This window comes from Paenibacillus faecis, from assembly GCF_008084145.1.
Taxonomy (GTDB): domain Bacteria; phylum Bacillota; class Bacilli; order Paenibacillales; family Paenibacillaceae; genus Fontibacillus; species Fontibacillus faecis.
Window position 1 is genome coordinate 157,383 of sequence record NZ_VSDO01000001.1, and the last position, 23,030, is coordinate 180,412.

Annotated in this window: 21 protein-coding genes; 7 read left to right on the forward strand and 14 right to left on the reverse strand. The window is 52.5% G+C overall.

The window, feature by feature from the left end:
- Window positions 1–19: 19 nt before the first annotated feature.
- The 5 genes from FRY98_RS00705 to FRY98_RS00725 form a co-directional block, all read right to left on the reverse strand.
- Window positions 20–826: an SDR family oxidoreductase gene (locus FRY98_RS00705; protein WP_148449729.1), complete on the reverse strand. Its 807-nt coding sequence runs from the start codon at window positions 824–826 to the stop codon at window positions 20–22.
- 90 nt (window positions 827–916) lie between these two features.
- Complete coding sequence (locus FRY98_RS00710) at window positions 917–1,555, reverse strand: ABC-2 transporter permease (protein WP_170286992.1); 639 nt, start codon at window positions 1,553–1,555, stop codon at window positions 917–919.
- Complete coding sequence (locus FRY98_RS00715; protein ID WP_148449731.1) at window positions 1,548–2,417, reverse strand: ABC transporter ATP-binding protein; 870 nt, start codon at window positions 2,415–2,417, stop codon at window positions 1,548–1,550. The genes FRY98_RS00710 and FRY98_RS00715 overlap by 8 nt, the downstream gene beginning before the upstream one ends.
- Complete coding sequence (locus tag FRY98_RS00720; protein ID WP_148449732.1) at window positions 2,414–2,800, reverse strand: GntR family transcriptional regulator; 387 nt, start codon at window positions 2,798–2,800, stop codon at window positions 2,414–2,416. Before FRY98_RS00720 ends, FRY98_RS00715 begins: the two co-directional genes overlap by 4 nt.
- Window positions 2,801–2,918: 118 nt before the next feature.
- Window positions 2,919–3,761, reverse strand: coding sequence for a hypothetical protein (locus FRY98_RS00725; RefSeq protein ID WP_148449733.1), 843 nt, complete (start codon window positions 3,759–3,761; stop codon window positions 2,919–2,921).
- Between the two features lie 361 nt (window positions 3,762–4,122).
- On the opposite strand from FRY98_RS00725, the gene FRY98_RS00730 reads away from it, so the two are divergent.
- On the forward strand, window positions 4,123–4,362 hold the full coding sequence (locus FRY98_RS00730) for a hypothetical protein (protein WP_148449734.1): 240 nt from the start codon (window positions 4,123–4,125) through the stop codon (window positions 4,360–4,362).
- 310 nt (window positions 4,363–4,672) lie between these two features.
- Here FRY98_RS00730 and FRY98_RS00735 read toward each other — a convergent pair whose 3' ends face one another.
- A complete protein-coding gene (locus FRY98_RS00735; protein ID WP_148449735.1) occupies window positions 4,673–5,905 on the reverse strand; it encodes an MFS transporter in 1,233 nt (410 codons plus the stop codon).
- Window positions 5,906–6,083: 178 nt separating this feature from the next.
- Between FRY98_RS00735 and FRY98_RS00740 the strand changes: the two genes are divergently transcribed.
- Entirely contained in the window at window positions 6,084–6,878 is a 795-nt protein-coding gene (locus FRY98_RS00740) for an alpha/beta hydrolase (RefSeq protein ID WP_148449736.1), read from the forward strand.
- Between the two features lie 17 nt (window positions 6,879–6,895).
- Here FRY98_RS00740 and rsgA read toward each other — a convergent pair whose 3' ends face one another.
- The 3 genes from rsgA to FRY98_RS00755 all read right to left on the reverse strand — a co-directional run bounded on the left by rsgA (window position 6,896) and on the right by FRY98_RS00755 (window position 9,643).
- Entirely contained in the window at window positions 6,896–8,026 is a 1,131-nt protein-coding gene (gene rsgA, locus FRY98_RS00745) for a ribosome small subunit-dependent GTPase A (protein WP_225039367.1), read from the reverse strand.
- A 365-nt stretch (window positions 8,027–8,391) separates the two neighbouring features.
- Window positions 8,392–9,096, reverse strand: coding sequence for an HAD family hydrolase (locus tag FRY98_RS00750; RefSeq protein WP_148449737.1), 705 nt, complete (start codon window positions 9,094–9,096; stop codon window positions 8,392–8,394).
- 73 nt (window positions 9,097–9,169) lie between these two features.
- Window positions 9,170–9,643, reverse strand: a complete 474-nt coding sequence (locus FRY98_RS00755; RefSeq protein ID WP_148449738.1) for a DUF3939 domain-containing protein — start codon at window positions 9,641–9,643, stop codon at window positions 9,170–9,172.
- A gap of 212 nt (window positions 9,644–9,855) precedes the next feature.
- On the opposite strand from FRY98_RS00755, the gene FRY98_RS00760 reads away from it, so the two are divergent.
- Both FRY98_RS00760 and FRY98_RS00765 read left to right on the forward strand, forming a co-directional pair.
- Window positions 9,856–10,848 carry a YpdA family putative bacillithiol disulfide reductase gene (locus FRY98_RS00760; protein ID WP_148449739.1) on the forward strand — a complete coding sequence of 331 codons (993 nt, stop codon included), beginning with the start codon at window positions 9,856–9,858 and terminating at the stop codon, window positions 10,846–10,848.
- A 40-nt stretch (window positions 10,849–10,888) separates the two neighbouring features.
- Entirely contained in the window at window positions 10,889–11,341 is a 453-nt protein-coding gene (locus tag FRY98_RS00765; RefSeq protein ID WP_211373239.1) for a DUF441 domain-containing protein, read from the forward strand.
- A gap of 130 nt (window positions 11,342–11,471) precedes the next feature.
- Here the strand turns inward: FRY98_RS00765 and FRY98_RS00770 are convergent, their stop codons facing one another.
- Window positions 11,472–13,229, reverse strand: a complete 1,758-nt coding sequence (locus tag FRY98_RS00770) for an ABC transporter ATP-binding protein (protein WP_148449740.1) — start codon at window positions 13,227–13,229, stop codon at window positions 11,472–11,474.
- A 238-nt stretch (window positions 13,230–13,467) separates the two neighbouring features.
- Between FRY98_RS00770 and FRY98_RS00775 the strand changes: the two genes are divergently transcribed.
- Window positions 13,468–13,983 (forward strand): ADP-heptose synthase, encoded by a 516-nt coding sequence (locus FRY98_RS00775; RefSeq protein ID WP_148449741.1) that lies wholly within the window; start codon window positions 13,468–13,470, stop codon window positions 13,981–13,983.
- A gap of 55 nt (window positions 13,984–14,038) precedes the next feature.
- Here FRY98_RS00775 and FRY98_RS00780 read toward each other — a convergent pair whose 3' ends face one another.
- Entirely contained in the window at window positions 14,039–14,332 is a 294-nt protein-coding gene (locus FRY98_RS00780; RefSeq protein WP_148449742.1) for a HesB/YadR/YfhF family protein, read from the reverse strand.
- A 472-nt stretch (window positions 14,333–14,804) separates the two neighbouring features.
- Between FRY98_RS00780 and FRY98_RS00785 the strand changes: the two genes are divergently transcribed.
- Together FRY98_RS00785 and FRY98_RS00790 are read left to right on the forward strand one after the other, a co-directional pair.
- On the forward strand, window positions 14,805–16,550 hold the full coding sequence (locus tag FRY98_RS00785) for an ABC transporter ATP-binding protein (RefSeq protein ID WP_148449743.1): 1,746 nt from the start codon (window positions 14,805–14,807) through the stop codon (window positions 16,548–16,550).
- Between the two features lie 15 nt (window positions 16,551–16,565).
- Window positions 16,566–18,635 carry an ABC transporter ATP-binding protein gene (locus FRY98_RS00790; RefSeq protein ID WP_148449744.1) on the forward strand — a complete coding sequence of 690 codons (2,070 nt, stop codon included), beginning with the start codon at window positions 16,566–16,568 and terminating at the stop codon, window positions 18,633–18,635.
- A 62-nt stretch (window positions 18,636–18,697) separates the two neighbouring features.
- Here the strand turns inward: FRY98_RS00790 and FRY98_RS00795 are convergent, their stop codons facing one another.
- The 3 genes from FRY98_RS00795 to FRY98_RS00805 all read right to left on the reverse strand — a co-directional run bounded on the left by FRY98_RS00795 (window position 18,698) and on the right by FRY98_RS00805 (window position 22,860).
- A complete protein-coding gene (locus FRY98_RS00795) occupies window positions 18,698–20,326 on the reverse strand; it encodes a thiamine pyrophosphate-binding protein (RefSeq protein ID WP_148449745.1) in 1,629 nt (542 codons plus the stop codon).
- On the reverse strand, window positions 20,323–21,756 hold the full coding sequence (locus FRY98_RS00800; RefSeq protein WP_170286993.1) for an ATP-binding protein: 1,434 nt from the start codon (window positions 21,754–21,756) through the stop codon (window positions 20,323–20,325). Before FRY98_RS00800 ends, FRY98_RS00795 begins: the two co-directional genes overlap by 4 nt.
- Window positions 21,757–22,083: 327 nt before the next feature.
- Window positions 22,084–22,860, reverse strand: a complete 777-nt coding sequence (locus tag FRY98_RS00805) for an AraC family transcriptional regulator (protein ID WP_148449747.1) — start codon at window positions 22,858–22,860, stop codon at window positions 22,084–22,086.
- Window positions 22,861–23,030 lie beyond the last annotated feature (170 nt).

Consider the following 23,030-nt stretch of genomic DNA (forward strand, 5'->3'; position numbering starts at 1 on the left):
AACCCGCGCTTCTTTTGTTTTAGAGCAGGGATTCCGCTCCATCGATGACGATCCGCGCCCCCGTGACGTGCACGGATTCGTCGGAGGCCAGGAACGCTACCAAATCCGCGACGTTCTCCGGTTGACCCGGCCCGTCCGCAAGCGGCTGGGCCCCTTCCGGATATTCCACCGGGATGATGATCTCTTCCAGTTCTTCGCTGACCTCCGTCGACGAATCGATATTGGTGGCAATGGCACCGGGACAAATCGCGTTGACTCTGATTTTGAATTTGGCCAGCTCCAGCGCGGTCATTTTCATAAATGCCACCTGTCCGGCCTTCGTCGTGCTGTAAGCCGACATACCGAACCCGGAAAACCGGTCGTTCCCGTTGATGGAGCTGGTGATAATAATGCTGCCGCCCCCCCGCTTCTTCAAGTAAGGAACCGTATATTTTACGGTCAGGAACGTTCCGTTCAGGTTGACTTTCAGCGTTTTCTCCCAATCGTCCAGCGTCATTTCGTCGACGGGAGCCAACACCCCGTTGATACCCGCGTTTGCAAATACGATATCGATGCCGCCGAACACATCGGCGACTTCACTCACCGCCTTCTCCATCCGCACGGGATCGGAAACGTCGACATCAAAGGATCGGGAAACCCCGCGATAAATATTGTTAATTTGATGCTCCGTACTTCTCGTACGTTCGTCCATCAGATCAAAGAGCGCGACTTTGGCCCCTTCCTTAGCCAGCCTGATCGCCGCAGCTTTGCCGATGCCGGAGCCCGCCCCGGTAACGATCGCCGTCTTTCCCTGAAACCGCTGGCGGTTATAGTGATTATCAGCCATATGACACACGCTCCTATTCATGGGTTAAGGACATGGTAAGTACCTGTCTCAAGATTACCCAAAAAGAGGGGCGTTTTAATCACTTTCTAATTACAAATCCCGTTTGACGAAGATGGCTCGGGAGATGAAATAGGAAACGATCCCCGCCAGCGCAAGTACGCCAACCGCAAATACCCCGCTGGCCACGGGATGACCCGAGAACCAATTTATGACGAACGCCATATCGCTGTTGTTCAACAAACTCGCAATCAAACCGTTTCCGCCCAAAATGATGACCATCATAGCCACGTTCAGATATTGGGCTCCTTTGATTCCGAGCCAGAAGTACAGCGGCAAATAGACGGACAGGAATAAGACCATGGAAACCAAAGTGCCCAGCACTAGGACTTTATCGACTTGAAAAGTTCCATGATGAACCATATCCGCGGCTCCGCTGACGAGCACGCAGAACACAACGGCAACGACGAGCAATACCAGAGAGGAAACGTATTTCGATAAGACCAAATAACCCCGCTTTACCGGCAGGCTCACCAGAAATTGCTGGTTCGACTGGCGCATGTCCGAACCGATGGCCAGAATCATCACCATGCCGGGCAAGATCCCGTAAATTAGCGTAGAATTGCTGCTTTGGATAAATCCCGAGAAAATGACCGCATAAATCACTAACAGCCACAAGTAACGGCGGACGAGCAATAGATCCTTTCTTACAAGACAAATGAGTTTAGGCACGCAGTTTTCCTCCTTTGGCGGTAAAATACATAATATCCTCCAGGGTAGGCTGCTGATACAGCACCTTGTCGCCGAACAGTTCCGACGCCTTGGCCCGATTCGGCGAGAGCCCTTCAAACCCGAAGCTCGTTTCGCGAAGGCCCAAAAGTTCGCGGCGGATGTCCTGGTCCAGCAGTTCTCCTCCCCCTTTGACGATTACGTATCTTTCCAGAACGTCTTCCTTATTGTCGGTGAAAACGATCCGCCCTTTGTTTATGAACGTCACATAATCCGCCACCCTGTCCAAATCCGTCGTCAAATGCGTCGAGAACAAGACCGTATTGGCTTCCTCCAAAATATAATCCGCCAACAAATCCAGCAGTTCCCGCCGGAACACCGGGTCCAGACCGGCCGTAGGCTCATCCATGATCAGAAGGGACGGATGATGGGCCAGGGCGATGGCGATCGAAAATTTCGTCTTCATCCCCTTGGAGCAATCTTTGATTTTTTTACGCGAGGGGAGCTCGAACAAATCCATGTACTTTCTAAATTTCTCTTCATTCCAGTCTGAATAAAAAGGCGCGATAATCCGCTTCATCTCTTCCAGCGACAAATAGTCGTAATAGATGTTTTCATCCGAAATATAACCGATATTCTGCTTGTATTCGCCCGCCGAGGAGCCCGCGCTCCGGCCAAACACTTCGATCTTTCCTCCGTCGGGAACCACCATTCCCATAATCGCTTTGATAATGGTGCTTTTTCCGGCGCCGTTCGGACCGATCAACCCGGTAATGTACCCTTTCGGGACCGAAAAGGACACATCCGTCAGGTTGTAGTAGGAACCGTAGCTTTTCGATAACCCTTGCACATCGATCGCATTCATTCTTCATGACCTCCATCGTGATCCAACATTTTGATCCATTCGATTAACTCATCTACACTAACCGGGATATTCCGGCATTCCGCAAGCAGCTCTCTGATCTTCTCCTCCACCATGCGCATCCGCTGTTCCCGGATGAATTCCTGGTTCCCGCCGGATACGAAAGAGCCCTTACCGACAACGGAGTCGATGAGCCCTTCCTGCTCCAATTCGTTGTATGCCCGCTTTGTGGTGATAACGCTGATCTGAAGCTCCTTCGCCAACTGGCGTATGGAAGGCAGCGGTGTACCTGCTGGAAGCTCCCCTTGTAATATGCTCCCGCGGATTTGCCTTACGATCTGCATATAAATCGGCTCCCCCGATGAAGGGGACAGCAAAATTTTCATGATTCACCTTCCTTTGCGTCCATCCCCGTCGCTAATGTATATATACAATATACACAATGTATACGATAAGTTCAATAGTTGAGCAAAAAAAATAAGCTCCGGTCACGGAGCTTTCAGATTAACTCGTTTGCTGTTTCATGGCGCCCCATGCTTCGCTCGGATGCTGAAACCAATGACGCATCGTCTCCTTGAACGCTTCATCCGGCGTTGGCGTGGCAATCAGCCAATCCTCTTCTTTCCTGGTGCTGCTGCGTATGAGCCAGTTCATATGATGGTTGTTAATAAACTGGGCGCATTGGTTCTCCCATCCGTCCGGACCACGGGTGTATAATCGCAGACTCCCGTGCGCAACCCGGGTCTTCATACATTTCGCCAGGGCGATAATTCCCTCTTGGTCATCGGATACTTTGCCGAGCCGGGCTATTATTTCCTCCAAATCCATCTCATCCAGACGGACAAGAATCTCCTCAAAAGTACGCTTCGAAAGCAGCAATGCGGGAATGTCCCCTAGGGTGTGCGTATTCCATTTCATTTTGCCGGCAAGAATACCGCAAGCCTGGTAAAAACAACCGATCTCATCGATGCGATAAAGGGTCGGATTTTCGCCCGTTCTCTCCAAAGAAACGACCGTTTCCTCGGTGATATGCAAAAACTGCTCATGCGGCCCGATTTCGGTATGGTATTTCACCCAGCAAGCCTTATCCGCATCGAAGGCAGCCGACAAACTCGACAGCAGCGGCTCCGTGATCCTTTCGCGAGCCGCCTCTCCGTTAAGTGCCCCTTTTGATTTCAGCGAATATTGCGCCTCGTTCCAGCCGTTATTCTCTCCGCTTCGCAAATACCCTATCAGTGGATTGTCCATGTCAAGCAGGCTCTTCGCTCCCAGCATATCGGCAAGATAAAAGATTTCATTCGCGTTCAACGTCCAGGCGCTTTGTTGTAATGTGTCAGCCAAGATCATCTGCTTACCTCCTTCATACATGGATTTAGCTCCATTTCTCTCTGTGTATAGTTTCGACTTAATCCGTAAAATTTAAAGGTTTGTTGTAATCATACCACTCTTCTACCGCATCGACGGTTTGAAAAAAATGGCAATCTAATACCATCTACCCAAAATAGCGTGAGCTGAATCATATTTTTTTCTCGTTTTGAAACTTATTTCCGCTCAAAATCGTAGATACAATAGAAAAGCAGAATGACGAAGAACCCCATCATTCTGCCTGTCACAAATCCTTAATTGAATTATAATGTTATCTTAATCTATTTTTAAGCTAAGTACATTAGAATGGCATTATGAGACCACTGTATAGAGGTGATTAACTATGAGAATTATCATTACTTTCCAAGACAATCAAGTGCCTGTATATTTCAACACCGATACCAAACAACCCGTTCAACGGACTCTGAAGCTGCTGACCAGCGCGTTGGAGAACAAATTCCGCAACGGAAAGCAAGCCTTGAAGAAATGTTTAAACTCCTTGATCAGCATCGAAATCGAAGGCTCGGAGGCCATTCTGCACAGCAAGAGCGAGTTTGACTCCTTGGCGTTATCGCTCTATTGATCTTGCGGGTTCCCGGCAGGTTAATCCTTTGGCAATTTTGAATCACACACATAGAGAGGCCATGGCTGCAGTTATCAAACTGACGACCTGGCCTCTTCTTCGTTTATGGCCTTCTGAATCCGAATCAATAGCAGTCTGAGCAGATTTTGCCGCATGGGTTCATAGGTGCAGGTTTGAATTTTTTTAATAATAAATCGGTCGATCGCCATCATCCTTTACCTCCACGCAGGTCATTTGAAAGTCCCGCAGGAACTATTTTCCTGCCTCTCCTACTTCTAAATAAACCACTTTTTGGAGGATTAAACGGTCTTTAACCCCGATCCGACAAGGATTTCGCCGCTTCGACAGAAGTTCTCTTTATCTTCGAAAATCGGCCCCGGCTCGTGAACATATATACAGCCACTCCGGCCAAAAGCACCCCGTTCAGCACAAATACCGCCGGAATCGGCACATAGCCCGCCAGCGCTCCCCCGGCTATCGGACCCGCCATGTTCCCGAGTTGGCTGGACGACTGGTTCAAGCTGAAGGCCCTTCCCCGGAAATCGGGGTCCGTTGTCTTCACGATCAGCGCGTTAAGTGCCGGAAAGACAGCCGCAAAGAATAATCCATAGATGAAACGCAAAATTCCGAAGCCCGCAAGGCTGTGAAAAAATAACTGCAACATATTGCCCAGGGCCCCTCCGAGCAGTCCGATCAACAGGGTGTTCTGGTATCCGATTTTTTCCCCGATCTTGCCCCAGAACGGTGCCGCCAGCACCGTTGCTACCCCCACGGCCGAGAAAATGATGCCGGAGCTAAGCGAGGCGTCCGACGCCGCAGCCCCCAGATCAAGCACATAGAGGGACAATAGCGGTTCGAGAACCATAACGGACGCCGTTACGATCATAACGATCCCCAAATATCGCATAAACGGCCCGTTGGCTTTCGCCTGCTTAAGATCGTCCAGTACATGAGAACGTTCCTTGGTACGGTCGAAATTCTGTTCCCTGACGAAGACCAGAGCAATCATCGCGGAGATGAATACCACAGCTCCGGCCATCAGGAAGGATTCCCGATACCCGAGAAATTTGCTGACCACGCCCCCGATCATAGGCCCGATTATACCGCCCGCCGCGCCGGCCGTCGACATGATGCCTAGGGAAAAGCCGACGCGCTTCTCCGGGGTATTCGTCGCTACAAGCGCGATGGCCGCGGGGACATAACCGGCCAGAAGCCCCGATAAGATCCGGACGGCGATCAGTTGAAACGGCGTCTGGACCAGCGAATTCAGAATATAAACGACGCAAAGCGCAAAGCCGGAGCGCAAGAGCATCGGTTTACGGCCGTACTTATCCGCGAGCGAACCCCAGTAAGGCGAGATCAAGGCGCCGGCCAAAAAGGTAATGCCGAACGCAAAACCCGACCAAAGCGCGACATTCTTCGTCACGCCCAGATCATGAGCCAAAAAAAGCGACATGAAAGGAATCGACATCGAATACGCGGTACTGCAAAAAAAGACACCCAACCACAACACGTACAAATTTCGTTTCCAGGGGAATCCCAAATGTTCCACCACCCTGCATCGTTTTTTCCCCGAATGGACAGCTATTGTTCTATTGTACCACTTTACGGGAGTTTACGAGGGAACATCTGCCCGTTCACGCCTAAACACGATATAATGTACATAGTGTTTCCTGGTTACGCTTTCAGACTTCAACTTATTAGGAAAGGGTGTTTTCATCATGGCTCTTCTGCAATGCCGTTTCTTTTCGGAAGTGCTTGGGCTCAGCACTTCCATGACCGTCATCCTGCCCCAGTCCGCCCCCTCGCAAATCGGCATGCCCGGCTCCGCCCGGCCCGGTCCTTATCCGACCCTCTATTTGCTGCACGGCATGTCCGACGATGACACGATTTGGCTGCGGAGAACCTCGATCGAACGCTATGTGGCCGATCTCGGCCTCGCCGTAGTTATGCCTCAGGCGGACCTGAGCTTTTACACCGACATGGCGCACGGGAACCGGTACTGGACGTTCATCAGCGAAGAACTGCCGAACATCTGCCGGTCGTTCTTTCCTTTATCCGACCGCCGTGAGGACAATTTCGTCGCCGGCTTATCCATGGGCGGCTACGGCGCCTTTAAGCTGGCGCTGCGCAAGCCGGAGACGTTCGCCGCCGCGGCCAGCCTGTCGGGCGCCCTGGATATTCACCGCGATTTTCTCGAGCATGTCCGCGGTCCCCGGGAGCTCAGCGCTTTATTTCAGCGGATCTTCGGAGAGAAGGGGCCGCTCGGCACCGAGGATGATTTGCTCGCTCTGCTGCGTAAGTACGAAGAAAACGGGACTCAGGACCAGGCGCCCCGCCTGTACCAATGCTGCGGAACCGAGGATTTCTTGTACCAGGACAATCTCGTTTTCCGGGACGCTTGTCACCAGGCCGGCTTGGCTTTGACATACGACGAGGGTCCGGGCGATCATGATTGGGCCTACTGGGACGCCAAAATACAGGATGTTCTGAAGTGGCTTCCCCTAAAAAAATAAGGGATTAGCCTCTAAGGCTAATCCCTTTCCAGCGTCAGGCGCCTCCGCTCTTCCCCTTTGCCGCGGCGGGCGTCTTTTTTACCCTTGCCCTTGCGGTCGTTTCTCTGGCGCACCTGCTCTTTCGAAGCCTGATATTTCAGCTCCCGTTCCGTCTTGCGGTAGTTCTCCAATCGCTTCGGGTCCAGCTCACCGCTGTCTACCGCCGCTTTTACCGCACATCCCTCTTCCCGCTCATGCCGGCAGTCGGCAAACCGGCAATTCCGGCCAAGCTCTTCGATGTCCGTAAACGCTTCGGACCACCCGCCGCCATCTTCCCAAAGCCCGAGCTCGCGCATTCCGGGCGTATCGATCATCACCGCGCCTTGCGGCAGGATGAACAGCTCCCGGTGCGTGGTCGTATGGCGGCCGCGGCTGTCGCCCTCGCGGATTTCCTGCGTATCCTGAATCTCCTCGCCGGCAAGCCAGTTGAGAATCGTCGATTTGCCCGCCCCCGATGAGCCCGTAAGCGCCACGGTCATCCCTGGTCGAAGCAAGGCTTCCAGCTGCTCCCGGCCTTGGTCCTCCTTGGCGCTGACCGCGATGACCGGGACGCCGGGCGCGATACTTTCCGTTTCACGGACATACCGCTCGGGATCATCGCAAAGGTCGGCTTTGCTGAGCAGGATGACGGGATTTGCCCCGCTGTTCCAGGCCATGACGAGGTAGCGTTCCAGCCGCCGCAAGTTAAAATCTAGATTTAAGGCGGCTACCAGCAGCAACACATCCACATTCGCCGCTATCATTTGCTCCGTAGGTACGGAACCCGCCGCCCGGCGTGATATCCGGCTCGCCCGGGGCAAAATGCCGTGGATGATTCCATCGTTCCCCCCTTCCGCCATAAACCTTACCGCAATCCAGTCACCGACGGCGGGAAAGGCGCTGCGATCCCCCAATTCGTGCTGAATCCGTCCCGACAATTCCGCCCAGCCTTCTCCTCGCGAGGTCACGATGCGGTATTTATGACCATGGTCGGCAATCACTCTTCCCGGGGACGCCTCCGCCAACTCCAGTTCGTCAAAAGCCGTTTGCCAATCAGGGCTCCAGCCGTAAGTATACAGACCGTTTTTTTCATGTTCATGGTAAGACTCCAAGTTTGGTTTTAATGTCAATTCAAATTCCTCCATATTAATCGAAATGTAGAACGCTTTGGAAATGAAAAAAAAGACGCAAGGCATTAGCCTGCGTCTAAATAAACTTTCACGCCCACAGAGAATACCGATCGCGGGACGCAAAAAAACCGCAGGACCTTTACGGTCCCGCGGTAACATTTCCTCTTCCAAGGCGAAGCATCGCTCCATATTGTGTTGAATGGAATGATTGCGCCTTAAATGAACGAATTCCGAGTGGAGACCGTAAACTTATGTTGAGCAGCGAAAGAAACAATTCCGTATACTTCGTACATAATTACCAGCCTCCTTCAAAAGATTTGTTTACATCATAGGGTACCCGCCAACATTTGTCAACCCGTTATTTGCTAATTGGCTACACAGCCCGAAACGAACTCTTTAAGGCTTGGCTCAACCTCGTTCAGTTCCCTGATGGTTCGCCAAGGTTTACCCCCTTCCAGATCTTCGGGCCAGGCATGTTTGCGGAGCAGCCAAATCCCGCGAATGCCGACCTGGGCAGCCCCCCAAATATCGTTAACGGGATGGTCACCGATGATCACGGTCTCCTCACTAGGGGTCCCGAGCCGGTCAAGGGCAATGCGGTAAATCCGTTCATCCGGCTTCTTGATGCCGAGATCCCCGGAAACGATAATTTCGTCAAAATGTCCCCGCAGCGCAAGGCGGTCGATTTTTCCATGCTGCAGATGGCTGAAGCCATTGGTGATGATCCCCAGCTTCAGGCCGAGCGCTTTGCACGCCTTAAGCGCTTCTTCCGTATGATTCATAACCCGCGCGTGGGACATATAATTCCGGTCGTAGTAAGCCTTTAATTCGGTCAAATCCGGCTTGGAAGCCCAGGGCAATTTATCGATCAGCTCCCGAAAAAAACCTTCCTTCGGGCGATACCCGTCCGCGTCACTCTCTATCATATATTCCACGATGGCTTGCTGCTCCTCGGGCTCGGAGACCCGCAAACATTCACGGACAAGCTGCTCTGCGAACCGCCGGAAAGTCCAGTCCCGGTCCATTAACGTGTTGTCCAAATCGAATAATACCGCTTTGATTTGCTCCATGATACTCCTCCGTTCTCGTCATTCTCTATCTCTATTGTATAGGATATTGTCAATGGCGAGATCGGAGGGCAAGTTACATCACATGTTTCTGCCGATGGGTGAGGAGCATTTCCTGGTCCGTAATGTAGAGGGGAAACGGCGGGAGTTCCTTCAGATATCGCTCTCTCATGAGCAGCCGGAAATCCACCTGATCCGGCTGCTCGGGTCCCAGTACGGGGAGCTTGCCGGTCCGTTCCACATAATGATCGACCGCGACCTGGACCATATCCAAGTAATAAGGAATTTCACGGTCTGCTTCCTCAAAAATCTCATACGTTTCCCGGGACAAATAAAACTTCTGGTCACTGTATCCGCCCAAATACCGGGCAAGTCGTTTCAAATCCAAGCTTCCGTCCGGCAGGACGAGCGTTTTGCGGTTGATGCCGTCCGGCATCTCCGCTTCGTACTGTAGAACGGCTTTCTTTACCTCTTCCAGCGAGACCTGCACGGAAGAAGGGACTTTGGCAGCCTGGCGTTGTCTGCGGCGATTTTTCAACCATAACAGCATGAGCATAACCTCCCAACTTCAAGATACATTAACAGGAAGCGCTTACAATACTATTATATCCTTATTCACCGTTTTTGAACGCGATTCCGACCAGATTTCATATATTCGACATAATCGGAACCAGCCGCTTACCTGCCCGTCTCTGGATATTCTTTTCTTTTTGCGGTAGGATGAATTATGTTCAGTTACTAAATATTTTTAGGAGGACTCTCATGCAAGACGTCATCATCATCGGAGCGGGTCCTTGCGGACTGTCCGCAGCCATCGAATGCCAACGGCGCGGTTTACATACGCTCATCATCGAAAAAAATTGCCTCGTCCACTCCATATACTCCTATCCAACGTATATGCAGTTCTTCAGCACGCCGGAGATGCTGGAAATCGGCGACATCCCGTTTGTCTCCCCGAACGAGAAGCCCTACCGTCATGAAGCGCTTGCCTACTATCGCAGAGTCAGCGCCCATTATGGCGTTCAGATCGCTTCCTACGAAGAAGCCACCCGCATCGAGCGTAAAGCGGACGGCACCTTCGTCGTGCATTCCGTTACGCGCAGCGGGGAGAAATGGGAGTACCCGGCTCGGTACGTCGTGATTTCCACAGGGTACTTTGACCATCCGAATATGCTGGGAATCCCCGGGGAAGATATGGATAAAGTCTCCCACTACTTCCAGGAAGCCCACCCTTACGCGGGGATGAAGGTCGCCGTGATCGGCGGCAGCAATTCCGCCGTGGACGCCGCAATGGAACTCGTTCGCGTCGATGCGGAGGTCACCGTCGTATACCGGGGCGAGGCCATGTCCGAATCGGTCAAGCCTTGGGTGAAGCCGGTGTTCGAAAGCATGGTGAATAAAGGAAAAATCAAGCTGCTGCTGCAATCACGAGTGATCGGCATCAAGGAGAAAGAAATCGTGGTCGAGTCCTTAAACGACGCGAAGTCAACCTCCCTGCCGAACGATTTCGTGCTGGCCCTGACGGGTTTCCGGCCGGATCGCAAACTGATGCTCGAAGCCGGCGTGGAGATGTCCGGGGAGATGGAGAAACCGGTGTTCAACCCGGAGACGATGGAAACGAACGTGCCCGGCATTTACGTCGCAGGCGTCATTGCCTCCGGCCGGAATGCCAACGAGGTATTTATCGAAAGCGGCCGGGGTCACGGCCGGCTGATCGCGGACCATATTACCGAACTGTTGAAAGAACGCGGCTAATTGGAACCGGTATTCCCGGCCGACATAAGGAGTTAAATTAATGAACCAAATCGACACGATCTCACTGGTCCTGCTTTTCCTGGCGGCGCTGGGGATATTCAGCGGCAACATGCCGATTACCGTCGCCATGATCGTGCTGCTGCTCATCCGCGTCCTGCATCTGCACTTTGCTTTTCCCTGGTTGGAAAAGTACGGCCTGACCGTCGGAATCATCATTCTGACCATCGGCGTTATGACGCCGCTGGCCAGCGGCAAGCTTACGCTGCAGACCCTGTGGGCCTCCTTTTTTCACTGGAAGTCCCTGCTCGCCATCGCGGTCGGCATGCTGGTCGCCTGGCTCGGCGGCCGCGGGGCGGCGTTGATGGGTAGCCAGCCGACCGTGGTGGCCGGTCTGCTCATCGGCACGGTGCTCGGCGTCGCCCTGTTCCGCGGCGTCCCCGTCGGCCCCCTGATCGCGGCCGGCATTCTGTCGTTGATCATCGGGAAACTGTGACCGTACAGCCAACCTGACGTTTTATGCAAAAGAGGTTTCCCTCCCGTAATTCGGAAAGGGAAACCTCTTTTTTTAGAATGGATCCAACAAGGAGGTGTTTCCGCTTGAACATGGGCAAACTCTGGGCCGCTTACTCCGACGGATTCAGATTTTGAATGTTATACAGCTGCGCGTAAACGCCGTCCTCTTTCGCCATTAATTGTTCGTGGGTGCCGCGCTCGGCCACCGAGCCGTTCTTCATCACGACGATCAGATCGGCATGGGTGATCGTAGACAACCGGTGGGCGACGATAAGCGTCGTCCGGCTTTGCGAAAGATCCTGCAGGGACTGCTGGATCAGGTGCTCCGATTCGAGGTCCAGCGCCGACGTCGCTTCGTCCAGAATAAGAATCGGCGGGTCCTTCAGGAACACGCGGGCGATGGCGATCCGCTGTTTCTGTCCGCCGGAAAGCTTCACTCCGCGCTCCCCGACCTCAGTGTCGTACCCTTGCGGCAGCTGCATGATGAAATCATGCGCGTTCGCCGCCTTCGCCGCGGCGATGACCGCTTCTTCATCGGCCTCGGGGTCGCCAAGCTTGATGTTGTCGCGGACGCTGCCGCTAAACAGGAAGTTGTCCTGCAGCACCATGCCGATCCGGCTGCGCAGGCTCTCCATCGTCCAGTCGCGGACGTCCTTCCCGCCGACCGTAATCATCCCTTTCTGCACATCGTAGAAACGGGGAATCAAGCCTACCAGCGAGGATTTTCCGCCCCCGCTCATGCCGACGAACGCGACCGTTTGGCCGGGATGCACCTGCAGGGTAATATTTTTCAGCACCCAATTCCCTTCCTCATGGTATTTAAACCACACGTTGCGGAAGCCGATGCCGTGCATCCCGCCGGGCATGATCTCCGCGTCCTTCCGGTCGGTCATATCGTAAGGCTCCTCAAACAGCTCAAGCACCCGTTCCCACGAGGCCGACGCCTGCGTAAGCACCGTGGAAGAATTGATCAGCCGCTTTAACGGAGCGTAAAGCCGGTCCAGATAGCCAAAAAACGCGACAAACGTACCTAGCGTCAAATGATGCTGGATGACTTGGTAGCCGCCATACCCGATGACAAGCAGCGGCGCGATATCCGTCAAGGTGTTGATCACGGCGAACGTCCAGGCGTTCCAGCGGCTGTGGGCCATCGCTTTGTTCAGGTACGTTCCGTTGATTCCCGTGAACTGGCGGGCTTCATGCCGCTCCAAAGCGAAGCTGCGGATGACGGAAATGCCTTGAATCCGTTCGTGCAGATAAGCCTGAATCCCGGCAAGCGCCGCCGAACGGTCTTTTGTCAGCTTCTTCAACCGTTTGTAGAGCACCTTCACCGCGATGGCGTAGAGGGGAAATATCGCGATCGCCACCAGCGTCAGGAGCGGGTTTAAATACAACATGAAGCCCAGGACGAATATCAGCGTAAACAGATCTAGCCAGATGTTCATCATTCCGACTTCCACGATGTTTTTCGTCTGTTCGGCATCGTTGATAAACCGGGAAATGACCTCGCCGACTTTCGTGTTCTGGTAGTACCTGAGCGATAACCGCTGAAGATGCCCGTACAGTTTGTTGCGAAGATCGTACAAAATCCGGGCGGTGATCAACTGGGCAAAATATTGACGGGCATATTCCACCGGACCGCGGACAATGACAAACAGAAATAGCGTACCGCCGAGGACGATAAGGAGGCGGTCTACCTTTTGGCCGAAATCGGCTGCGGGATTAAGCAGAATATCGTCCACCACATACTTTTGGACCAACGGCAGCAAAGACGGAATGCCGAACTTTAAAATTCCGATAAACAACGTGAGTACGATCCATTTCGCATAAGGCCGGACAAACTTAAAATACGCTTTCCATTGCTTCAACTCAGCTGCACATCCCTCTTCTTCGTAATTCAAGCCAACGTCCGGCGTCCTTTCGAACGCCGGGATAAACGCTTGTTTTTTGCGTAAAGCTGTATTTGTAACCCCATTAATGATATACTCCATATTAACATGTCACTGCCTGTCATTGCGGAAAATGATACGCCGTTCCTGTGTCTATGGGCGGGGTATAGCAAGGAAACAGGCACGAATAGCAACAGCCCGCTTTAGGAGGATAACCATGTCGCGTCGATTTGTGATTGAAGCCGTGATGGTGGCAATTTACGGTGAATTGTTGGTGCCGTCTGCGCCTGTGGAATATATCGTCCCTTACACCACCGTCATGGAACTCTATGAATTTCAGAAAAGCCCGGAACCCCTGATGAACGATCCGCTGGATGACAGCCATGTCAAACGCAAAATCGGCGAATTGATCGCTTATCTGGAAGAGCCGCTCAACCGGAAAAAGCTCGAGCGCGCCCTCTCGGTTCCCTGGTCCAAAAGCCCGGCCATCTTGTTCGGCGACCATGTCTCCTGGACCGTCGTCAACGCCGTGGATAACGAGCAGTATGGGGAACTGCTCGATCCGATCGAAACGGAAATCGTCCTCGCCGCCCAGCGCGAAAATGCGCCGATCCTGACGGACCAATTGGAGCTGATCCGCCGGATTCTTGAAGCCGAAGCCCCGGTACAAATCTACGATATCGGAGACTTCGAATTCGCGATGGAGGACAATATCTTTTTTAATCAAAACTGATGCAAAAGCACGGAACTACAGATCCCGGTCTGTAAATTCCGTGCTTTTTTGAACATTATGCCAATGGTTCGTATCGGTATTCGATATCGTCTTCCGCCGCATTATAAGTGACCTTTAGCCGATGGCCTTCCAGGTACCACTTGTCCTGCTCTTCCATAAAGAAGGTAATCCCCGCTTCCATGACGGAAATGCCCGGCGACACGGGTTTGTCCGACTGGATGCCGAGCGAGAATCCCGGATGGATTTGTCCTCCTGCACTGTACCGGGCGAACAATCGAACCGCATCCCCCTCCTGCAGCCCCAGCTCCTTCTTGAACCAAAGGGCCGCTTCCTTCGTTACTTCGATCATCTGCATCTCCTCCTGTACACTCCTTATTGTAGACGAAAGAATGGATTTTGCAAAAAATAAATTGACACTTTCCCGAAGCCGATGATAAAATCGTCAACATACGAGATCGCATTTTGCATTAATTACCATTTGAAAGGGGTGAAGACGGTGTTTACGATTGTATACTTGACTGCATTTCGCGATGCAGACCGCACACAACCGAATACCGTAGTAACCCTGCAGGTTTCAAGCGAGTTTTTTGTTGATCCCCTTCGCGCCCGTTGACGCGATTGGAAGCAGCCTTTCATGATTTTGCGGCGGTTACTTGCACAGTCAAGTAGCGTACGCGACATATGTTAAAGAAACTTAAGGCATACGTTTACGGACGTCATGCCTTTTTTGCTGTTTTCACGGGACCGAAAAACGGTCCGTACAATCCTGCACAGTCGATTCGATCCAAACGAATAAAGAGAAAAAGGAGGAAACCTTTATCATGTTTTCTGTTCTCCAAAATCTGGGGTGGTTTTTTAGGCGGGAAAAGAAGCGATACACCATCGGTCTTGTCGTCCTCATTCTGGTCGGCGTCGTGGAGCTGGCTCCCCCGAAACTGATCGGCAACGCGATCGACAGCATCGTGGCCGGCACGATCACCTGGGGATCGCTGACCACTTATATTCTGCTGATTATCGCGCTCCTGGCCCTGATCTATTTTGTCACGTACATATGGATGCATTCGCTGTTCGGGGGTTCCAACCTGGTGGAGCGCCTGCTGCGCACCCGGTTTATGAACCATCTGCTCGGCATGACCCCGCCTTTCTTCGAACGCAACCGTACCGGCGACCTGATGGCCCGAGCCACCAACGATCTTCGCTCCGTGGCCACCACCGTCGGGTTCGGCATGCTGACGCTCACTGATTCCACGGCTTACTTGACGGTTATCTTCGTCGCCATGAGCACCTTGATCAGCTGGAAGCTGACGCTGGCCGCGGTCATTCCGCTCCCCTTCATCGCCATCGCGATGAAAATTTACGGAAAGATCATCCATGAGCGCTATACCGAGGCGCAGGACGCCTTCGGCGATATGAACGACCAGGTGCTCGAATCGGTCGCCGGCATTCGGGTCATCCGCGCCTACGTTCAGGAACGCAACGATGAAAAGCGGTTCGAAGCCATAACGAACGATGTGTACCGAAAAAATCTGGCGGTCGCCAAGGTCGACGCTTTCTTCGAACCGACGATCCGCTTCTGCGTCGGGCTCAGCTATGCGATCGGCCTGACCTACGGCATTTATCTCGTGTTTCACAATGAATTGACCCTGGGTGATCTCGTTTCTTTCAACATGTACCTGGGGATGATGATCTGGCCGATGTTCGCCATCGGTGAACTCATCAACATTATGCAGCGCGGCGGCGCCTCGCTCGACCGGGTCAACGAAACCCTGAACGTCCGTCCCGACGTCGCGGACCCGGCGGAACCCGCCGATGTCCGGCAGCCCGACACGATCGAGTTTAAAGACTTCACGTTCCGCTATCCGACTTCGACCGTGAACAACCTGGAACACATTCATCTCCGCATTCCGCGGGGAGCGACGCTCGGCGTCGTCGGCCGGACCGGAAGCGGCAAGTCGACACTGCTCAAGCAACTGCTCCATGAGTACCCATTGGGGACCGGAGAGCTTACGATTTCCGACGTGCCGATCGACCGGATCGCGCTGGACCGCCTGCACAGCTGGATCGGCTACGTTCCGCAGGAGCAGGTGCTCTTCTCCAAGACGGTCCGGCAAAATATCCAGTTCGGCCGTCCCGACGCGCCGGACGAGATCATCATGGAGGCGATCCGGACCGCCGCGTTCGATCAGGACCTCGGCACGCTGTCCGACGGTCTGGATACGCTGGTCGGCGAGAAAGGCGTCGCCCTCTCGGGCGGGCAGAAACAGCGCGTATCGCTGGCCCGGGCCTTTATCGCCGACCCCGACATCCTGATTCTCGATGATGCCCTGTCCGCGGTCGACGCCCGGACGGAAGCGCGGATTATCGAGAATATCCGGAACAAGCGCTCCGGCAAAACGACGCTGATCTCCACGCACCGTCTGTCGGCGATCGAACATGCCGACTGGATCGTCGTGCTGGAGAAGGGGCGTGTCATCGAAGAAGGTACCCATGAAACGCTGCTGCAGCGCGGCGGCTGGTACCGGGAACAATACGAACGTCAGCAGGTTGAATCCAATCTGACGGACTAAGGAGGTGCCTCTCGGATGCACTCGAACACGGGAAAATCACTGCTCAAATACGCCCTGACGGCGAAAAATACATTTATTCTGGCTCTCGTCATGCTGGCCATCGGCGTGGCCGCCGAACTGGCCGGGCCGTTTATCGCCCGGTCCATGATCGACGACCATATGCTGGCCATCGAGAAGCCGTACTATGAAACCGCCGCTGCCGGAGAGTCCACCGTCAACTACGACGGGCGAACCTTCAAGCGCGGCGACAGGTTCACCGAAGGAGAAGCCCGCGGACCCGAAGTCCGGATCCTTCAAGTCGGCACCTCCTTCGTCTTCGTGGAAGCGGAGATGGGCGACGTGTCCGGCGAACGAAGCTACCGCGACGGTACGCTGATCTTAACGAAGTCCGGCCAGGTTACCGAATATCCGGCCCGGAAGCTGAACGCCGCGGAAGTGTTCGCGTTCTACCGCCCCGAAATCCCGGGGATTTTGACGCTGGTCGGCTGGTACTTCGTGTTCCTGGCGATCTCCATCGTGATGGAATTCGGCAAGACCTACTGGCTGCAATCTTCGGCCAACAAAGTTATCCAGAAGCTGCGGATCGACGTCTATGCCCACATCTCGCGGCTTCCGGTGAACTTCTTTGACAATCTGCCGGCGGGAAAGGTGGTGTCCCGCGTCACAAACGACACCGAAGCCGTGAAAGATTTATTTATCGCCGTCCTCTCCAACTTCTTCTCGGGCGTCATCAACATGCTCGGGGTTTATGTGGCCCTCTTCCTGCTCGACGTCCGGCTCGGCATGATCTGTTTGTTTGTCGTGCCGATTATTTGGGCTTGGGTCGTGCTCTATCGGAAGTTCGCCACGAAGTACAACACGATTATTCGTTCCCGGCTCAGCGAAATCAACGCGATTATCAACGAGTCGATTCAAGGGATGTCGATCATCCGGATTTTCCGCCGGCAATCCCAAACCAAGGCGGAGTTCGAGAAGTTGAACGACGATTACATGACCTATCAGAACAAGATGCTGAATTTGAACGCTTTTACCTCGCATAACCTGGTCAATGTTATCCGCAACCTTGCCTTCGCCCTCGTGCTCTGGTATTTCGGATCGGCGCAGATCACGGGTTCAAGCGTAATCTCGCTGGGCGTGCTGTACGCATTCGTCGATGTGCTGGGACGGCTGTTCCAGCCGATTACCGGAATGGTGAACCAATTGGCGGCTCTCGATTCGTCGATGGTATCCGCGGGCCGCGTGTTCGCCCTGATGGATGAACCGGGCGAAGCCGTTACCGACGGCTCCATGCCGCGTTATAAAGGGAACGTCGAGTTTAAGGACGTCTCCTTCGCTTACAAGAAGGATAACGTGTTGAAGAATATCTCCTTCGAGGCGAAACAAGGTCAAACCGTCGCCCTCGTGGGCCACACCGGATCGGGAAAAAGCTCGATCATCAACTTGCTGTTCCGGTTTTACGACCCGCAAAAGGGAACGATCACCATCGACGGCCAGCCCGTCAAGGACCTGCCTAAACAGTGGATCAGGCAGCATATGGGAATCGTTCTGCAGGATCCGTACCTGTTCACCGGAACGATCGCTTCCAATGTCAGCCTGGGCGATGAACGGATTTCCCGGGAGACGATCGAGAAAGCGTTGAAGGATGTCGGGGCCGACCGGATCCTCGCCCATTTGCCGAAGGGGCTGGATGAACCGGTAGTTGAGAAGGGCAGCACCTTGTCCGCGGGGGAACGCCAATTGATCTCCTTCGCCCGGGCGCTCGCCTTCGATCCGGCGATCCTGATCCTCGATGAGGCGACCGCCAACATCGATACGGAGACCGAGGCGCTGATCCAGTCGGCGCTCGAGGTGCTCAAACGGGGGCGGACCACCTTCATTATCGCCCACCGGCTGTCCACGATCCGCAGCGCGGACCTCATTCTCGTGCTGCATCGAGGTGAAATCGTGGAGCGCGGAACGCACGACGAACTGCTTGCGCTCGGCGGCCGATATTATCAGATGTATCGGCTGCAAGCGGGCGGCGATACCCCGGCGCTCGGCGGACTTCCCGGACATATAACGGAACCGGCCACCGGCCGCATTTAACGAATCAAAAAGAGGGTGTCCCCAAAGTCATCAACGATGACCGGGGACGACCCTCTTTTTCATTAGTCCAGCTTCATTTCGCGTGCCAAAGATGACGGAATTTCTTCTTTATCCACGAGGACGTCGATTACGAAAGGCTTGTTGGAACCCAATGCCCGTTTAAACACCTGTTTAAATTCGTCAAGCGTCGAACAAGCTGCGCTGTCCGCCCCCATCGAAGCCGCGTATGCGGCAACATCAAGCGGTTGTTTGAAAATCGTGCCGTCCGTTCGACCGGTAAACTGTCTCATCCCTTTCAACGCCATATCCAGTTGTCCGTTATTGATGACGATAAAAATGACCGGCAGCTGCTCCGCCACACAGGTGTTGATTTCGGAGCCCAACATAAATACACAGCCGTCTCCCGTCAGACAGATAACGTTTTGTTCTTGATCGGCGAATCTCGCCCCAATCGCCATTCCGATGGCATTCGCCATGGAAGCGAAATAGGAATCGAAGAAAAATTTCACGCCGGGCTTTAAATCCAGCCAACGGACGGCATGGTAACCGTGGGCGCCGTCATCGGCGAAAACCATCGTGTTTTCGGGGATCATATCACCGACCGCTTGGCAGACTTCGGCAACGGAGAGATTTTGCAACACAGGCAACGGGTCGTGATAAGTCTTCGCTGTATGTACTTTGGCGGGCTCATTAGGATATAAACGTAAAATCTCCTCCAGATTGGTTCGTAGGTCTCCGAATATATGAAGGTATTTCGACTTTATAATTCCTCCCATAAACTCATGGGCAATATCGAATTGGATGATCTCCCCGGGATAATAGGAACGGTCCAAGCCTGCTAAAGCGGTATCGCTAAGGCGCGACCCCATCACCAAAAGCAAGTCGACGCCGGATTTCAATAAATCCTTGGCCTTTTGATGTCCGCCTAAACCAAAGGGTCCGTAATAAAGAGGGTGCGCGGAATAAACACTTCCCTTTCCTCCGGGAGTCGTGACAATGGGGATATGAAAAGTCTCGGCAAATGCCGCCAATTCCTTCTGCGCTCCGGAAAGCACCACACCTTTACCCGCAAGAATTACCGGTTTACGGGCCTTTCGAAGCCGAAGAATCGCCTCCTCCAAATTGGTGGCTATGTAATTCACATTCCCGGATGGTAGCTGCACCAACGAGTCGCTGACGGGAGAGATCATAACATCAAATGGAATGCAAAGGTGAACCGGTCCTTTTCTGCCGGTCATCGCCTCGCGCAAAGCATAGGTCAGGATGGCGGGAAAAGTATCGCCTCGCGTAACCATTGTACTGAACAAAGTGACCGGCTTCATGATTTCCGCCAAATCGATGCCGTATTGCGAAGAATCTTGGCATTGCGGAATCCCTAATTCGGCCGCCGATTGATGACCCGTTATAAAGAGCACGGGTAAACCGTTCATTTTGGCGTGCGCTGCGGCAGTGACGAGATTGGTGCCGCCCGGACCGGAAGTTGCGACGACCACGCCTAACTTATGGTTCGTAAATGCATAGCCCCCCGCACTAAATCCCGACCCGCTCTCATGCCTTCCCAAAATAAATTCGATATCCTGGTTCCCGAATTCCAATATCAAAGGAGCTATCGATTTACCCGGAATTCCAAAAGCGTGTTTTATGCCAAGATTAACTAAGGTCTCAACTAAGAGCTGGACAACGTTTTTCACAAAGAACACTCCTCTAATATATTTGTCAAAGGTAAATGAATATTGAAATCCGTCCCTGTACCCAATATAGAATCGATAGTAATTTCTCCGTGATGATTATTGATAATCCGGTAGGAAACCGACAGCCCTAGCCCCGTTCCATGTTCCTTCGTGGTAAAGAAAGGATTTTGGATTTTGGTCAGGTTCTCTGGACTAATCCCGCTGCCGTTGTCTGAAATGGTTATGATTAAATGGTTACGATTTTTCCGCGTTTTTAAGGTTACGGCCTCGTTAGGCTGCGAAGCTTCGACGGCGTTTTGCAAAATATTGATCAAGACCTGTTTGATCTGCGCGGCATCCGCAAATAAAATATCCTCGTCGGTGGTTTGATAATCCCGGACATACCGGATATCGTGCAGCGCAGCCTGTCCTTCCATCACACGAAGCACATTGTCAAGAAACTCATTGATTTTAATCGGCTTCACGATCGGGACAGAAGGTTTGGACATCGTGACAAAGTCGGAAACGAGGTTCTTGACGCGCTCCAGTTCTTCATAGACATATCCCATATATTTCGCGGTTAGGGGATCGAGCCGCTGCGACCGAATCATTTGCACAAAGCCCATAATCACGGTAAGCGGGTTGCGTATTTCGTGTGCCAAACCGGCCGCCAATTTGCCGATCGCGGACAGTTTCTCGCTGACAATCACCTGCTGCTCCAGTAAATAGCGCTCGGTAATATCCCGAAGCTGAGCATAAGCACCTTGAAGGACGCCATTTTCAAAAATAGGTATAATGTCAACAAGACAAACGGTATGGATCCCTCTGACATTATAGTGGACCTCGATGCCCCGCTGCCGCTGTCCCTTCGCAATCGTTTCCGCGATATGCGGTCCAAGCTCCGAGATAGGAAGAGCGGACTGTCCTACCGCAACCAGGTCCGGAATCATGGATTGCGCGATATGGTTAACATCTACGATCACACCGCATTGATCGACCAAGAGAATACCGGTATCCAGGTTATTTACCATCAGATGGTGCAAATTTAATTGGCGCTGGTTCGTTTTTCTGAGGATGAGCTCCCGCCTCATCGATTCCACCATATTGACCAACATAGCAAGCTGGTACTTGCTGAAATCGACAACGCTCGTCATCAGGGAGATGGTTCCTTCCAAGACCCCATGATCGCTCGGAAATGAAAAAGGAACGCTTTGGCAGGCGGAATCGTGCAATACCAGATGGAAATGATCCTTGCCCACGGTTTGAAAAGGAATCTTCTTGTCCAGGGCGATCAGCGTCGCGCAAATGCCCACTTCCCGTTCAAGCATCAAACTCCCTTCTTTAATGTTTAACTGCGACAGATTTTCTTTCATGATCCGATCACCGAAGGAATCAATCACCACCCCTTCATCATCGGTGACCAGAAATAACACCATTTGACCGTTGAGCAACTTAATGGTGTTCTCTCCAAGAACTTTCGTCACCTCTAAAATGTCGGCATATCGGCTTTTTTGCTTTTGTAGATGTTCTTCAGACACGGTCGTTAAGGGAGACGGGATATCTGTTGGTTGCATTCCGTTTGCCAAACAACGCCGACGTATCTCCGCAAGGAAGCAGTTTTCCATATGTTTCGTACCCCCAAAATTACGAATTGTACTTATTCCCTGCAGCTTACAGTAAATAGTTCTCCGCTTTCCGCTCAAACCCCTTCTTCATTTCGACTTGATCTTACAAATAAATTGTGAATCCACCATTATCTTCAATTCGAAAAATGACCTCTAAAACTCCTTACGTCGGAATTCATTGGGGGTTACTCCGTATTCTTTTTTGAACACGCGATAGAATGAGCGCAAGCTGTTGAAGCCGGAATCAAACGCGATATCGGTGACCGGATTTGTAGTGGATACCAGCAGCATATGTGCGAAGGCTGCCCGTTGGCCGTTGATGTAATCGCGAAAAGAGATGCGGAATTGCTCGGAGAAGATGCGGGAAATCATGAATTTGCTGATACCCAGCTCGATGGACAGCTTGTTCAGGTTGATGGGTTCTAAAAAATGCATGTCGATATAAGTCAGAATTTTGGGAATGAGCTCCATGTCTTTCTTGTAATCTATTTTTTTCAAGGACAATAATGGCAGAGCATGTCCTAGTATGACCGAAATGTAAGCCTTGAGCAGACGTTGATCGCGCTGTTCTTGATATAGTTTATACAACGTTGTCGTGAGATCAGGCAGCAACGGATGATTAGCGGCTACGGAATGGTCCGGGATATGGTGAAGCAAGTCCCCCGTATAATCTCCTGGAAATGTGGCGTCAAAAAAGATCAACAGGATCTCGTTCTTCTCTGTGGTTTTGTAGCTATGGGGCTGATTGGGGAATATGATCGCCACGTCTCCCGCGGATAAAACATATTCTCTGCCATTGATGTGGATATGAATGCTGCCTGTCAAGACCGTCGCGATTTCAATATTTTTATGGAGATGCAGAGGATAGGTGTTATTGGTGGAAATAAAGGAATGAAACGCCTGGTCGCGATGCTGATATTTTATTTTCATAGCTTCCTCCCTATCGGCATCTTGCCTATCTCAAGCAGCGGGGTTCTGCCGTATTAAGAATATATTATGGATTTGCTCCATGCGGTACAAGGACCAAGAGCAATAATTGGCACAAAAAAGCGGCGGTTTTGGCAGGTAATGAAGTCCTAAAAGCTTTAAAGTAGAGCCGA